At 74.5% G+C, this 14,813-nt stretch carries 9 protein-coding genes; 1 reads left to right on the plus strand and 8 read right to left on the minus strand.

All coding sequences use genetic code 11. The annotated features are described in order from the left end of the window. Nucleotides 1-38 precede the first annotated feature (38 nt). Nucleotides 39-884, minus strand: a complete 846-nt coding sequence (locus AB0J97_RS27385) for a M55 family metallopeptidase (protein WP_364093302.1) — start codon at nt 882-884, stop codon at nt 39-41. Between the two features lie 200 nt (nt 885-1,084). Between AB0J97_RS27385 and AB0J97_RS27390 the strand changes: the two genes are divergently transcribed. Next, nucleotides 1,085-1,738: a hypothetical protein gene (locus tag AB0J97_RS27390; protein WP_364093305.1), complete on the plus strand. Its 654-nt coding sequence runs from the start codon at nt 1,085-1,087 to the stop codon at nt 1,736-1,738. A gap of 3 nt (nt 1,739-1,741) precedes the next feature. Here the strand turns inward: AB0J97_RS27390 and kstD are convergent, their stop codons facing one another. From kstD to AB0J97_RS27425, 7 genes are all read right to left on the minus strand, one after another. Next, nucleotides 1,742-3,499 carry a 3-oxosteroid 1-dehydrogenase gene (gene kstD, locus AB0J97_RS27395; RefSeq protein ID WP_357703720.1) on the minus strand — a complete coding sequence of 586 codons (1,758 nt, stop codon included), beginning with the start codon at nt 3,497-3,499 and terminating at the stop codon, nt 1,742-1,744. A gap of 74 nt (nt 3,500-3,573) precedes the next feature. Continuing rightward, nucleotides 3,574-4,464 carry a YihY/virulence factor BrkB family protein gene (locus tag AB0J97_RS27400; RefSeq protein ID WP_364093309.1) on the minus strand — a complete coding sequence of 297 codons (891 nt, stop codon included), beginning with the start codon at nt 4,462-4,464 and terminating at the stop codon, nt 3,574-3,576. 195 nt (nt 4,465-4,659) lie between these two features. Then, nucleotides 4,660-8,688 (minus strand): S8 family serine peptidase, encoded by a 4,029-nt coding sequence (locus AB0J97_RS27405; RefSeq protein WP_364093312.1) that lies wholly within the window; start codon nt 8,686-8,688, stop codon nt 4,660-4,662. Between the two features lie 27 nt (nt 8,689-8,715). Continuing rightward, entirely contained in the window at nt 8,716-8,838 is a 123-nt protein-coding gene (locus AB0J97_RS27410) for a hypothetical protein (RefSeq protein WP_357703714.1), read from the minus strand. A 74-nt stretch (nt 8,839-8,912) separates the two neighbouring features. Next, entirely contained in the window at nt 8,913-11,759 is a 2,847-nt protein-coding gene (locus AB0J97_RS27415; protein ID WP_364093315.1) for an AAA family ATPase, read from the minus strand. Between the two features lie 55 nt (nt 11,760-11,814). Beyond that, entirely contained in the window at nt 11,815-13,026 is a 1,212-nt protein-coding gene (locus AB0J97_RS27420) for a cytochrome P450 (protein ID WP_357703710.1), read from the minus strand. A 31-nt stretch (nt 13,027-13,057) separates the two neighbouring features. Beyond that, on the minus strand, nt 13,058-14,653 hold the full coding sequence (locus AB0J97_RS27425; RefSeq protein WP_364093318.1) for an FAD-dependent oxidoreductase: 1,596 nt from the start codon (nt 14,651-14,653) through the stop codon (nt 13,058-13,060). Nucleotides 14,654-14,813: the final 160 nt, after the last annotated feature.

Raw genomic sequence — 14,813 nt, forward strand, 5'->3', positions numbered from 1 at the left:
CCCCGCGGCGGGGGAGCCGTCGCCGCGGGCCGGGGAGGTCAGTGGAGGCCGAGGAGGGGGAGGCGGGATCGGGCGGCCTGGGCCGAGGTGGCGTACCAGACGCCGATCAGGCCGACCAGGCTGGAGGGGTCGGCGACCTCGCAGGTCACGCTCGTCTCGTCCACCCGGTACGCCCCCGGCACGCCCGCCGCCAGCTCGGCCGCCGCCGCCGTCTGGAAGCCGCCGGTCAGCACCAGCCGCTCCGGGATCGGCACCGGACGCAGGGCGGAGGCGTTCCGCACGGCCTCGGCCGCGGCCGCGGCGACCAGCGCCCGGGCCCGCCGCGGATGCAGGCTGTCGGCCGCCGTCACGCCCTCGGCCCGCTTGACCGTCACCGTCAGCGCCCCGGGCAGCCGCCGTCCGGCCAGCTCGCAGATCTGGTCGTCGCCGGTCACCAGGCCCACGGGCACGCCGTGCTCGGCCGCGAGCAGCGCGTTGACCTCGGCCTCGGAGACGTACTCGCCGTTGAGCTTGAGCCAGGCGAACAGCGACGAGAAGCTGTGCGCGAGCACCCCCGGGCAGCCGCCGGGCGCGTGGTAGCCGACGAACAGCGCGACCCCGTGCCGCTCGCCGATCCCGTGCGCCATGCACTGCGCCTTCGGGCTGCCGGTGATCAGCCGGGCCCGCTCGTCGAGGGCGTCCTGAAGGAAGTTGTCCATCGTGCCGTGGCTGTCGTTGACCGTGACGCTGTCCGCGCCGGCCTCGAACGCCCCGGCGATCGCGGCGTTCGCCTCGGCGGTCATCAGCTCCTGGGCGCGCGGATATCCGTGTCCGCCACGCGAGACCTGGTCGATCGTCGCAATGCCGGAGATGCCTTCCATGTCCACGGATATGTAGACGTCCATTGGATTCCTCTCACACGGGGGGTTGGCCAGCTTCCCCCAGAAGCGTCGCTGTGTCTTCGGACCACCGCACAACGCGGCGGCCCGCGTTTTCGTGTGCGCGCACGATGCTGCACCTGCGGCTGATCCCGCCCGGGGGCGTGCCGGAAGGGCTGCAAGCCGGGAGCAATCACCGCGCAAGGGGCGGATCCTAGCGTCGGAGCGTGTCCAGACGACTGCTTCTCGGCGGCGCCGCCCTCGCGACGACCGCCACGCTGACGCTCGGCCTTCCCGCCGTCGCCCCGGCTCTCGCCGCCACCCCGGCCTCCTCCGCCGCCGCCCCCGCGCCCGGCAAGGTGGCGGGCAAGCTGTTCCGCGCCTGGCTGGCCCGCGACCGCGCCGCCGCGGCCGCGGTCGCCACCCCCGCCGCGGTGAGCACGATCTTCACCTACGCCTACCGCGCCCCCGACCGCTTCGACGGCTGCTCGAACGGCGTGTGCCGGTACGTGCACACCAGCGTGCGCGTGCCCGGCGGCCTGAACGGCATCGCGATGGCCGTGACCGGCTCCAAGGTCACCAAGGTCTACCTGTCACGGCACGTCGAGCGGCCGTCCGCCGCGGCCGGGCACCTGTTCGCCGCCTGGAAGCGCGGCGACAGGTACGCGGCCCTGGAGGTCGGCGACGAGGGCGCGGTGCGGACGCTGTTCCGGGTCAGGTACGACCCGCGCGGCGTCGTCCACCAGTTCCAGGGGTGCACCAAGGAGCCGAAGGGCTACGCGTGCGCCTGGTCCTACGAGGGCGGCGCGATGTTCATGCACGTGCGCGGTTCAAGGACGACCGGCTACGACGTGCGCTCGATCAGCTACACGGCCGACTGACGGTCAGCCGCCGGCCAGGTCGTTCGCGGCCACGTAGCCGAAGGTCATGGCCGGTCCGATGGTCGAGCCCGAGCCCGCGTAGCTGTGGCCCATGACGGCGCCGCTGGCGTTCCCGGCGGCGTACAGGCCGGGGACGACCGAGCCGTCGGCGCGCAGCACGCGGGCGCGGGCGTCGGTGCGCAGGCCGCCCTTCGTGCCCAGGTCACCGGGGACGATCTTGAAGGCGTAGAACGGCGGCAGCCAGAGCGGCGCCAGACACGGGTTGGGCCGGACGTACGGGTCGGCGTAGTAGTGGTCGTAGGCGCTGTCGCCGCGGTGGAAGTCGGCGTCCCGCCCGGCCAGGGCGAACCCGTTGAACCGGGTGACCGTGGCCCGCAGGGCGGCCTCCGGCACCCCGATCTTCCGGGCGAGCTGCTCGATCGTCGGGGCTCTGAACACGGCGCCGCTGTCGTACCAGGAGTCGGGGAAGGGCAGCAGCGGGGCGATGTCCTTGAACAGGTACTTGTCGCGGTACTGCTGGTCGATGATCAGCCAGGCGGGGATGTGCGGGTCGGACGGGGTGTTGCGGTCGTACATGACGTGCACGACGTCGCTGTAGGGCGCGGCCTCGTTGACGAAACGCCGGCCGGCGCCGTTGACGATGACGCAGCCCGGCAGGGTCCGCTCGGCCAGGCAGAAGTACGGCTCGCCGGGCAGCGGGATCACCGGGCCCCACCAGGCGTCGTCCATCAGGTCCAGCGCGGCGCCGGCCCGCTCGCCGGCCTCGATGCCGTCGCCGGTGTTCTCCTTGGCGCCGACGGTCCAGCTCGTCCCGATGGGCTGGCGCTGGAACTCGGCCCGCATCGCCGCGCTGTGCTCGAACCCGCCCGACCCGACGATCACTCCGCGCCTGGCCCTGACCACCCCGGCCGGGGTGACCACGCCCGCGACCCGGCCGTCCTCGACGTGCAGGCCGAGCAGCGGCGTGTTCAGCCACACCGGCACGCCGGCGGCCAGCAGCCCGGCGCGCAGCCCGGCGGCCAGCGCCTGCCCCATCGTCAGCGGCTTCTCGCCGCGCAGCGCGGCCTCGGTGCCCCGCAGCAGGCACGCCGCCGACACCGCCGCCCCCTTCGGGTTGACCAGGGCGAGCGTCAGCCACTTGTAGTCGGCGCTGAAGACCACCATGCCCGCCGGGGTCGCCATGTACGGCGGGTTCAGCCGGGCCAGCTCCGGGCCGAGGAGGTTGCCGTCGAACTGGTCCGGCTCGATGGAGCGCCCGCCCGGCATCCCGCCGGGGAACTCCGGGTAGTAGTCGGAGTACCCCTCCATGAACCGGAAGCGCAGCGGGCTGTTGCGCGTCACGAACGAGATCATCTGCGGCCCCGCGTTCAGGAACGCCTGCTGCCGCGCGGCCGGGACGGTGTCGCCCACCACGCGGGCCAGGTACGCGGCGGCCTTGGCGGGTGTGTCCGGCACCCCGGCGGCCAGGATCACCTCGTTGCACGGGATCCAGATGCCCGCCCCCGACCGCGCGGCGGACCCGCCGAACGTCGGCGCCTTCTCCAGCACGACGGTGCTCAGGCCGCGCTTGGCGGCGGTGAGGGCGGCGGTCATCCCGGCGGCCCCGGAACCGACCACCACCACGTCGTAGTCGGCCTCGGCGTAGGCCGGGTCCTGGCCGAGCGCCGCGCCGGTGACCAGGATCCCGCCCGCGATGAGCAGGGAACGGCGGCTGCGCCCCTGGGGGGTGAGGTCGTCGGAGGCCGCTGAGGCAGGTCGCATCGGTGATCCCTTCGACAGGGGAGAGCCGGTCGGCCCCCTCGCCGAAACGAGCATGCGCTTGGTTGGTTACCCTGTCAACGGCCCCGCCGGACGCCCAGATCCTTGACGTGGCCCGCCGTGCCGGTCGCCGTCAGGGCGGTGGCGAACAGGATGAGCTGGTTGAGCACCTTCAGGAACAGCAGCATGCCCGCCGCGCCCGCGACGACCCGGTAGGCGGGGTTGGCCGCGGTGAGGTTGACGTAGACCTGGCCGATCGTCTTGAGGATCTCCAGCCCGGCGGTGATGACCAGCGCCGGGCCCATCACGCGGCGCAGCGGCACCCGCAACCGGGGCGGCGCGGTCAGCAGCGCCATGGCCAGCAGCGTGTTCACGCCGAGGCCGAGCACGATCCCGGCCGCGGTGAGCACCCACTGCGCCGGCAGGGCCTCCACGCCCACGGTGAGCACCGCCAGCCAGGTCAGCAGCCGCTCGGCGGCGAAGGCGACGGCGAGGCACAGGGCGAGCAGCAGCCCGAGCCCGGCCATCACGCCCAGGTCGATGAGCTGGCGCAGGAGGAAGCGCCCCGGGTACTCGTCGAGCTGCCAGATCGCCCGGGTGGCCGAGCGCAGGGTGTCCATCCAGAACAGCCCGGTCACCGGCAGCGCGACGAAGGCCACCGCGCCGGCCGTGCCCCCGGCCTCCCGGATCGCCTGGACGTCGAGGCGCGGGAAGTTCTCGCTCAGGTAGTGCTGGACCGTGGCGAGGACCGTCGGGTCGTCCATGACGTGGCCGAGGATGCCGAAGGCCAGCAGGGCCAGGGCGAAGGTGGCGAAGAAGGAGTAGTAGGTGAGGGCCGCCGACAGCCGGCCGGCGTCGGCCTTGTCGTAGCGCACCACGGCGCGGGACAGGTGGTCGAGCCAGCCGTGCCGGTCGCGGGCCCGCTGCCAGGCCGCCGCCAGGCGCTTGTGCGGTCCGGTGGCGTTCATGGCGCGGGGTCCCCTTCGCTCGCGTCCCGGTGGCCGTACGCCGCCGGGTGCTCACCGTACCGCCATGAGCCGATCAGCAGGGGAACGGGCGGGGTACCGTCGGGCCCGCCCGGCGGGGTGACCGCGGCCACCGGGCGTGCGGGCCGGCCCGGTGGGTGACCGCGGTCGCCGGGTGGGCGGCCGCGGTCGTTGCGGTCAGCGGAGGTCGAAGGCGCGGAGGGTGGTCTGCCTGACGCGGTTGCCCGCCGCGTCCCACGCCTCCACCTTCAGGCTCACCGCGCCCTTGGTGGCGCGATGGGCCGGGTACTTCGCGCCGGCGGTGTAGACGCCGTCCCGGCCCTTCTTGAGGTCGGCGGGCTGCCAGGTGGCGCCGTCGTCGGTGCTGGTCCACAGCCGCACGCCGGTGATCGCCGGCATCTTCGCCGCCGACGGCCCGTGGTAGGCCTCCAGCTCGAACGTGTGCCTGCGCCCGGCCGCGACCGTGTTCCCGGCGGACAGGCTGTCACCGAGGTCGTAGCTGACGTAGACCGCCGGCGTGGTGCGGCACTGCTCGACCAGCCCGTCCAGGAACCAGGCGTAGCAGTTGACGCCCGGCCTGAGCTGCTCCTTGGCCGGCGGCGCGGTGAACGTCCACTCGATGTCCTGCTGGGCGTTCCTGGCTGTCAGCCGGTAGACGCCCGGCTCCTTGGGCAGCGGGTAGCGTGGCAGCGTGTCGAACCCCGGCACGGGGGCGTTCGGCAGCTCCTTGCCGTCGCGGTACAGGTGCAGCTCGTACCGCGGCGCGAGGTCGCCGAACGAGCTGCCGTCGTCGCGCCGTTCCCCGACCCCGTTGACCAGGGACGGCGTCACCCACAGGTTGCCGTCGTGCACGCAGATCGCGCACGGCACGCCGATGACGTTCTGCTTGAGCGGGGGCGCGTCCGGGTCGCCGCCGAGCGCGTACAGCTTGTCGGAGGCCGTCGAGGCGCCCGGCGTGCTCGGGGTGGCGAACCACTTCTGGACGGTGGTGCCCGGCCGGTCGAACACCTCGTCCCGGTAGCGGGTCTCCTGGATCTCCGCACCCGGCTCGGACCCGACGAGCGCCGACAGGCCCGCCTCGCTCACGGTCCTGGCATCGAGCGGCCAGATGTACTGCGACCTGCGCTCGGGCATCGGCATCGACCAGTGCATGAGGTCGGTGTTGGTCGTCGTGTAGGAGATGTCGTCGGTCCGCCAGGACGCGCGCCAGCTCATGTACTTCGTGTACGGCGCGCCGTGCACGTCGAGGTCGACCTGGTGCAGCCGGCGCTCGCTCACCTCGTACCGCATCGAGTCCGGGACGCGCCCGTCGGCGGACGGCCTGAACACGTACGAGTACGGCGTGACAGGCGTGCCCTCGACCCGGACGGTCACCTTGCCCCGCCCGGCCTCCTCGCGGATCTTCACGCCCTCGGCGTTGGAGACGTAGGCGACGGGGATGTTGACCGGCTTGAACGGCCCGCTGAACGGCTTCTGCGAGATGGGCAGCGGGATCGGGCAGGAGGCGGCCTGCTCGTTGAAGGCCAGGACACCGGCGGCGCCCGCGTCCCTGATCGGCCCCACGCGCTCGATCTGCAGGCCGCACACCGGTCCGAGGACGCCCTCGGTGGGCTCGGCGTCGACCAGCACGAGCGCGCCGCGCAGGTCCTTGCCCGCCAGCTCCTCGGGACGGCCCTTGCCCGCGTCGACCACCCGCAGGTCCATGCTTCCCGCGAACGGGACGTACCCGGGATGGATCTCGCCCGAGTCGATCACGTGGACGCGGGTGACCGGGTGCAGGGTCGTGCGCTTGGAGGCGCGCATGGTCATGGTGACCTCGGGCACGCCCAGCTCCCACTGGCCGGTGAAGCGGAAGCCGCCCTTGGTGACCTTCCTGGTCGGCAGCGCCCACGTCTTCTCCCACGCGCCGACCGGACGGCTCGCCAGCAGCGTGCCGCCGTAGACCTTGCCGTTGGGCAGGGTGCGCTGGAAGAAGACGTCGTGGGCGTTGTTCAGCGGCTGCGCGGTCTTCGGGGCGCTGAAGCTGATCTCGGTGGCCTTGCGGGCGTCGAGGGTGACCTCGGTGTCGCCCGTGATGGTCAGCTCGGGCTCGAACAGCCAGGCGCGGTTGGCGCGGTCGTCGCCGTCCACCCAGTCGAGCACCTGGAGCAGGCTGACGGTGCCCGCCGGGACGCGGGTCACGACCAGGCCCGTGTCGTCGATGCGGTGGGGGCCGAGCACGCCCTTGTTGCCGTCGACGTCCAGGACGCTCATGGCCGACGGGGTGCGCGGCTTGCCGTCCCGGTCGAGGGTGCGGATGGTCAGGTCGTACTTGGGGACGTCGCGGACCGCGCCGAGCGGCGTGGTGAGCCGGACGCCGTCGGCCTCGGCCGTCACGGCCCCGCTGTAGGTGCCGACGGCCAGCTCGGCCGGGTCGAGGGTGACGGTGGTGGCGGCCGTGCCGCCGGCGGGGACGGTCAGCGTCGCGTCGGCGAGCACCGGCTTCGCGGCGCCCATCGCCGCCTTCAGCGTGAGCGTGACGGGCCGGTCGCCCAGGTTGCGGTAGGAGACCTCGCCGGTCTTCGCCGCGCTGCCGGCCTCCAGCAGGCCGAAGTCCACGCCGCCGCCGGCGAACACCTGCTGGCTGGTCGCGCGGTCCAGGTCCACCCGGCCGGCGCCCTGCTCGTAGACGGTGAAGCCGTCGTCCTTGGAGGTGGACATCAGGGCCGTCTTGAGCTGCCGGCCCGTCCAGTCGGGGTGCTGCTGCGCCAGGATCGCCACGGCGCCGGCCACGTGCGGCGTGGCCATGGAGGTGCCGGAGGCGCCGGTGTAGCTCGCGTCCACCGGGGAGCCCATGGCGGTGCCGGCCGCCCGCGCGGCCACGATGTCCACGCCGGGCGCGGCGATGTCGGGCTTGAGCCCGCCGCCGGGGCGCGGCCCGCGGCTGGAGAACGCGGCGAGCTGGTCCTTCTTGTCCACCGCGGCCACGGTCAGCGCGGCGTCGGCGGCGCCGGGCATGCTGATCGTCTCGGCCTCGTACAGGTTGCCCGCAGCGACCACGAACAGGGTGCCGGTCTCGGCGGTCAGGTCGTTCACGGCCTGGCTGAGCGGGTCGGTGCCGTCGCTGGGCGGGCCGCCGAGGCTCATGCTGACGGCCTTGGCGCCGCTGCGCGCGGCCCACTCCATGCCCTCGATGATCCACGACTCCTGGCCGGAGCCGGTGTTGTCGAGCACCTTGCCCACGACGAGCTGGGCGCCGGGGGCGACGCCCTTGTACTTGCCGCCCGAGGCCGCGCCGGTGCCGGCGATGGTGGAGGCGACGTGGGTGCCGTGCCCGTGCCCGTCCTTGACGGGCTCCTCCGGGACGAACGACTTGCTGTCGGCGATCTTCCCGGCCAGGTCGGGGTGGCCGGTGTCGGCGCCGGTGTCCAGGACGGCGATCTTCACGCCGGTCCCGTCCTGGCCGCGTTCCCATGCCTGGTGTGCGCCGATCATGGGGACGCTCACGTCCAGGTCGGCCTTGACCTTGGCGTCCAGCCACAGCTTGGCGATGCCGCCGTTCAGCTTGCCGGGCGCCTTGGCCAGGCCCTCACCGGCGCTCTGCCCGCCGCGTACGGCCTGCCAGAACGCGCCCGCCTCGGCCTTGGTGACGTCGAGGGCGGAGGCGTGGATGCTCTCCAGCGTCCGGGTGGGGTCGCTGGCGGGGACGGCGGCGGCCGACCGCTTGACCGCGGCCTCGGGCTGGTCGCCCGGGTACTGCACGATGACCGGCAGCCGCTTGGCCACGTCGTCGGCGTAGCCGTTCTCGGCCAGGTACTTGACGTCGAACAGCCGCCGGTCCACCAGCCCCGCCTGGACGGCGGCGATCGCGTCGTCCGGCAGCACGAAGACGCCGTCCGGGGTGAACTGGGTGAACAGGTTGATCCGGCGGCCGTCCTGGCGGGTGCCGGGGGCCGGCTCGACGTGGTACCGGCCGGCGGCCGACCGGGTGAGCTGCACCTTGTCGCCCGTGATCAGCGTGACGGTGACCTTCTGGGCGCGCACCCCGGACAGGGCGACGTCCTTGGCGGCCTGCGCGGGGACAGCGGGGGCGGCGGGGGAGGCGGGGGCGGGGGTGTCCGGCGTCGCGGCGGTCGCCGGACCGGCGGTCAGCACGCCGGCGAGCGCGGTGACCGCGGTCAGCAGGACGCCTGTCCGGCGCGCCAGCGGGGGGCGGGGCAGTGCCATGGTGGCCTTTCTGGCGGGGGGAGGGGGTCAGACGGGCTCGAAGCCGTCCGGGGGGCGAGGAGGTTCCGGGGTCTCCTCGTGGAGGGAGGAGGCGTCGGGGACGGGGTCGTCCGGGTCCGGCCGGCCGGGGTCGTGGGTGCTTTCGGACATGCCGAAAGTGTCGCGGCAGCCGTATGGGGTGGGGTATGGGGTGCCCTATGGGGAAAAATCCCCAACTTGCCGATTCAGTCGCCGGGGAGGAGGTGGCGGGCCAGCTCCGTCCGCGACCGCGCCCCCACCTTCCGCATGGCCGCGCTCACGTGTTTGTCCACCGTCTTCGGCGACAGGAACAGCTCCCTGGCGATCTCCTGGTTGGTCAGCCCCTCGGCCGCCAGCCGGGCCACCTGCTCCTGCCGGGCCGACAGCGCGTGGTCGTTCCCCGCCTGCGCGGGAGCGCTCTGCGCGGCCGGGCGCACGCCCCATCTGCGGCCCAGCCCGGTCGCGCGGTCGAGGTCCCAGCGTGCCCCGAGGTCCGCGTACACGGCGACGGCCCGGCCCAGCCGGACGGCGGCCTCGGGGGCGTCGAGGGCGAACAGGCACGCGGCGGCCTGCTCGCTCGCCTGCGCGGCCTCGTACCGGGCCGGGACCGTCTCGAAGGCGTCGGCGGCGGCGGCGAACTCGGCCGCGGCCCGCGCCCACCGCCCTTCGGCGGCGGCCAGCAGGCCGCGGGACTGCGCGAGCGCGGGCGCGGCCAGCGGCGCGTCGAGCCCGTCCACCCGGGCGGCGTGCCGCGCCACGACCTCGGCGGCCTCCTCCGGACGGCCCGCCGCGAGCAGCGCCTCGGTCAACCCCGGCAGCGCGCGGACCGCCACCGGCCACAGCTCGCTCGCCTCCCAGTGGCGGCCCGCCTCGACGGCCGCCTCGATCGCCGCCTCCGGCTCGCCCCGCGCGGCGGTCAGCCTGAGCAGCATCGCCAGCGGCAGCACGAGGTCGTCGTACTGCCCCCGGGTACGCGCCTCGGCGGCGGCGTCGAGCAGCGGCGGCAGCGCGGCCTCCTGGCGGCCCTGCACCGCGGCCAGGCAGGCGGTCACGATGTCGACGAGGATGCGCTCGTGCGGCTCGTCGCCGAACTGGTCGCGCAGCTCCTGGAGCCTGGCCGGCAGCCCGTGCCAGGAGCCCTCGAAGTAGTCGGCCGCGGCCAGGTTCACCAGGCAGCGCAGTTCGAGCCGTTCGCGCAGGTCCGGCTCGGCGCCCTCCTCGACCGCCGCGGTCAGCAGGCGGCGGCCCCGGCGGTGGTGCCCGCTGAACAGGGCCGCGCCCCCGATCGAGCGGTAGGCGTTGACCTCGCGGCGCAGCAGCCGCCGCCCGCCGGTCTCCCGCAGCAGGTCGTCGGCGAGCACGGCCCAGCGCGGGTCGCCCATCACCACGAAGATCATCGCGATCTTGCCGAGCACCAGCATGCGCATGGCCGGGTCGGCGACGGCGGGCAGCGTCGCCAGCGCCCGTTCCAGCCACGACATGGTCTCCTCCGGCGGCAGGCCGCTGGGCGGGCGGCCGACGCCGGCCATGGCCCACGCGGCCAGCCCCGGTTCGCCGGCCAGGTCGTCGGCGGCCCGCGCGAACGCCTCGCCGATGCGGGCGCCGTCGATGCGGGTGCGTTCCAGATGCAGCGCCAGCAGCAGCCGCAGGTGGCCGCGGAACGGGGGCGGCACGTCCTGCTCCAGCGCGCCGGTGACCAGGTCGGCGACCGGCGGCGGGCGCAGCAGCTCCAGGGCGGCCCAGCCCAGCTTCACCGTCAGCTCGGCGCGCCGGGCGGCGGGCAGCTCGGCGCCGCGCAGGACGTCCTCCAGCAGGCGCGCGGCCTCGGCGTCGTCACCCAGCCTCGACGCCTGCTCGGCCGCCTCGATCGCGGCCTCCACCCACTGATCGGCCCGGCCGGCCTGGCGCAGGTGGTGGGCCAGGCGGCCCAGCGGGACCGGGCGCAGCTCGCGTACGGTGTCGGCGGCGGCCGCGTGCAGGGCCTGCCGGCGGCCCAGCGGGATCGCCTCGTAGACCGCCTGCGCCGCCAGCACGTGCCGGAACCCGACCAGCCCGCCGGTGTCGGCGAACAGCCCGGAGCCGAGCACCTCGTCGATCGCGCCGACGTCCGGCCCTGACAGCAGGGCGACCGGCACCGGCAGTTGCAGCACGGCGGCCCGTTCCGCCACCTCCTTGGCGCCGGGGGAGAGCCGGGCCACCCGTTCCCGCACCGAGGCGCGCACGCCGCTCGGCACGTCCAGCTCCTCCAGGGCCCGCCGCGCCCAGCCGCCCTCCCACCGGATCAGCGTGCCGCGGTCGCGCAGCAGCGCCAGCAGCTCCTGGACGGCGAGCGGCAGCCCGGAGGCCCGCCCGCACAGGTGCTCGGCGAACTCCGCCGTCACCTCCTCGGCCCCGAGGATCACCGAGGCCATCACCCGCGTCTGGGCGGCGTCGAGCGGCGGCAGCACCAGATGCTCGGCCGCGATCGTGTGGGGGGCGCGCGCGGTGATCGCGCGTACCGCCCCGGACGCCTCCTCGCTCCGGTACGTCAGCACCACCCGTAACGTGCCGGGCAGCACCGACATCAGGTACGTCAGGAACTCGACCGTCTGCCCGTCGGCCCAGTGGAGGTCCTCCACCGCCAGGACGGCGGGGCCCAGCGCGGTCAGCACCTCGGCGAGCCCCCGGAAGACCCGGTGCCGCTCGGCCGCCCGGTCGTCGAGCGGCGGCGGCGTCTCCGGCAGCACGCCGGCCAGCTCCGGCAGCAGCTCGCGCAGCGCCCCGGCGACCGGCGACAGCGCCGCCCCGTCCAGCTCGGACGCGCGCCCGCGCAGCGCCTCGACGACGGGCCCCAGCGGGAACGGCTCCCTGATCTGGACGCAGGCCCCGCTCAGCACCCGCAGGCCCGCCACCGCGGGATCGCCGAGCAGCTCGGCCGTCAGCCTGGACTTGCCGATGCCGGCCTCGCCCTCGACGACGGCCACGGCGGGCGCCCCGGCGACCAGCGCGACGAGCCGGGCGAGCTCGCTCTCCCGACCCACCAGAACCGGGGAGACCACCCGCCCAGCACGCACCCGCTCATTCAACTGCACACGAACCCATAGATCAACGTCAGGGCACTCCGCCGCGTCAGGCGGGGGCGATGCCGTCGTAGTCGATCAGCAGGTGGCGCGGGCCGCGCAGCACCGCGCTGGGCCGGTACGGCGGCGGGTCGGCGACCAGCCGCGGATTGCGCACCCTGCGCACCAGCTCGCCCAGCACGACCTGCGCCTCCAGCCGGGCCAGCGGCGCGCCGAAGCAGTAGTGGACGCCGCCGCCGAACCCCAGGTGCTCGTTGGGCCTGCGGCACGGGTCGAACCGGTCGGGCTCGCGCACGTGGGCCGGGTCGCGGCTGCCCGCCGCCAGCGCGAGCACGACGGGCGAGCCCGCCGGGATCGTCACGCCGCCGACGACCACGTCGTCCAGGGTGACCCGCGAGGAGACGAGCTGCACGGGCGGCTCGAAGCGCAGCAGCTCCTCGACCGCGGTGATGACGAGGTCGGGGTCGGCGCGCACGCGTTCCAGCAAAATCGGGTCGCGCAGCAGGGTGAGCATGCCGTTGGCGATGAGGTTGATCGTGGTCTCGTGCCCGGCGATGAGCAGCAGCAGGGAGGTGGCGACGACCTCCTCCGGCGTCATGCGGCCGTCGGGCCCCTCGTAGGTGACGAACCCGGACAACATGTCGTCGCCCGGCTCCCGCCGCCGCTCCTCGGCCAGCCCGGCGAGGTAACGTTCCAGGTTCTCCGACACCGCCTGACGCTCCCGCGCCCGCTCGGCGCGGTCCTCCTCGCCCGGCCCGAGCGTCTCGACGATCTGGTCCGCCCAGGCGTGGAACTGCTGCTCGTCCTCCGCCGGGACGCCGAGCAGCCGGCAGATCACCGCGATCGGCAGCGGGTAGGCGACCTCGTCGACGACGTCGGCCCGGTTCTTGCCCGCCAGCGCGTCGATCAGCTCGGTGGTGGTGGCCAGCATCATCGGGCGCAGGCCGTCCACGACGCCCGGCGAGTGCGGCGGGCCGAAGTGGCGCATGGTCAGGCGGCGCAGCCGGTCGTGCTCCGGCGGGTCGAGCCGGATGAAGGCGGGCGCGTGCTCCGGCGTCTCCGGCGCGTCGGCCAGGTTGCGCCGGTCGGAGCTCACCCGCGGGTCGTGCAGCAGCTCGACGATCTCCCGGTACGTGCTGACCACGTACGAGCCGTCCTTCAGCCGGGTCACCGGGTTCCTGCGCAGCTCCCCGAGGGACGGATAGGGGTCGGCGCGGCCGGCCGGGTCGAGGATGCGCTGGAAGGCGGCGTCCGAGGTCATGTCCTGCACTCCTGTCTGGGTTCCTGCCGGGTCAGCTCTGCGGCGCGTGCAGCAGCGAGGCGCGCCGCTCGGCCGGGTCGTGGCCGGTCACCACGACCGTCGCCCCCTCCGCCGCGATCAGCCGCTCGGGCACCCGGGCCGGTACGGGCCGCGCCTCCCCCCGCTGGTCGACGTGCCGGAAGGCGGGCGGGAAGGGCGTGGCCCGCTCGATCAGCCGCTGGTAGAACTCCAGCCACATGCCCTGGTCGAAGGTGACCGCGGCGGTGACCCGGCCCTTGTAGCCGTAGACGGCGACGAAGCGGCGCTCGTCCGTCGAGCCCTGGGTGACGACCAGCTCGTCGGCGAAGGTCGGCACGCCCACCGACTTGATGTTGACCCCGAACTGGCTGGACCAGAACACCGGCACCGACAGATGCGGCCAGCGGTGCGTCTGGTCGCTGACCATGTTGTGGGCCGCGATCTCGGCCTGCGTGACCGCGTTCCCCCAGTGCTCCAGCGTCATGAACTGGTACTGGTACAGCGGGTGCGGGAAACGGGCGATGTCGCCGGCGACGAACACGTCGTCGGTCACCAGGCCGTTGGTGTCCACGGCCCGGCAGCCGGCGTCGCAGGCCACCCCCCACACGCCCGCGGCCAGCCCCGAGTCGCGCAGCCACTCGACGTTGCGCACCGAGCCGAGCGCGACCACGGCGACCTCGGCCTCGACCGTGCTGCCGTCCGACAGGCGGGCGCCGCGCAGCCGCCCGTGCCCGTCGCCCTCCAGCGAGGTGACCGTGGTGCCGCACCGCAGGTCCACGCCGTGCTCGCGGTGGAGCTGGGCGGCCACGTCGCCGATCACGCCGCCGAGTGCGTTGACCAGCGGGGCCTGGCCGCGTTCGACGACCGTCACGGGCAGGTCCAGCTCGCGGCAGACCGAGGCGATCTCGCTGCCGGTGAACCCGGCGCCCAGGATGAGCACCCGGTTGGGACGGGCGGCCAGCGCCTCCCGCAGCCCGGCGGCGTCCCGCATCGAGCGCAGCGTGTGCACGCCCTCCAGCCGGGCCTCCTCCTCGTTCGGCCAGGGCCGGGCGCGGGTGCCGGTGGCCAGCAGCACCCGGTCGAAGCCGACCTCGCGGCCGTCGTCCAGCAGGACGCGCTTGCCGGCCACGTCCAGGCCGGACGCCCGGGTGCCCCACATCCAGTCGGCCTCGACCTCCCGCAGGCGGGGCAGCATGACGTGGTCGGGCGGCACCTGTCCCATGAGGACCTGCTTGGACAGCGGCGGCCGGTCGTACGGTTCGGAGGACTCGTCCCCGATCACCGTCAGCGACCCGGTGAAGCCCTCCCGCCTGAGCACACCGGCGGCCCGCGCCCCGGCCAGGGACGCGCCGACGATGACGATGCGCCCGTCGGTCATCCCGCGCGCCGGCGGGCTGGGCGGCTCGGACGTGAGCCGGGTCGCCGTCCAGTCGAGGTGGATGGCCTGGACGGGGCAGGCCGCCGCCGCGCGCAGCACGTGCTCGCGCCGCTCGTCGCCGGGGTCCAGGTCGTACAGGAGGGACTCCTCGCGCATGGTGAAGACGTCGGGCGCGAGGAAGGCACACTGCCCGTACCCCTGGCAACGCGTCAGATCGACGACGACTTTCACCGGCCATCCCCCCGTCGAGCGAGCCGCGCGCCCGTTCCCCGGTCGGCGCGCCCGGCCCGGAATGGCCTACCCCCGCCGCCCGCGCCCGTAGCCCGCGCGCGGCGATCCTGCCCTGGTCTTTAGGCGCCGGGGAGGGAAAACACGCCGTTCCCTCCCCGGC

It is taken from the genome of Nonomuraea sp. NPDC049607, from assembly GCF_040675375.1.
GTDB lineage: Bacteria > Actinomycetota > Actinomycetes > Streptosporangiales > Streptosporangiaceae > Nonomuraea.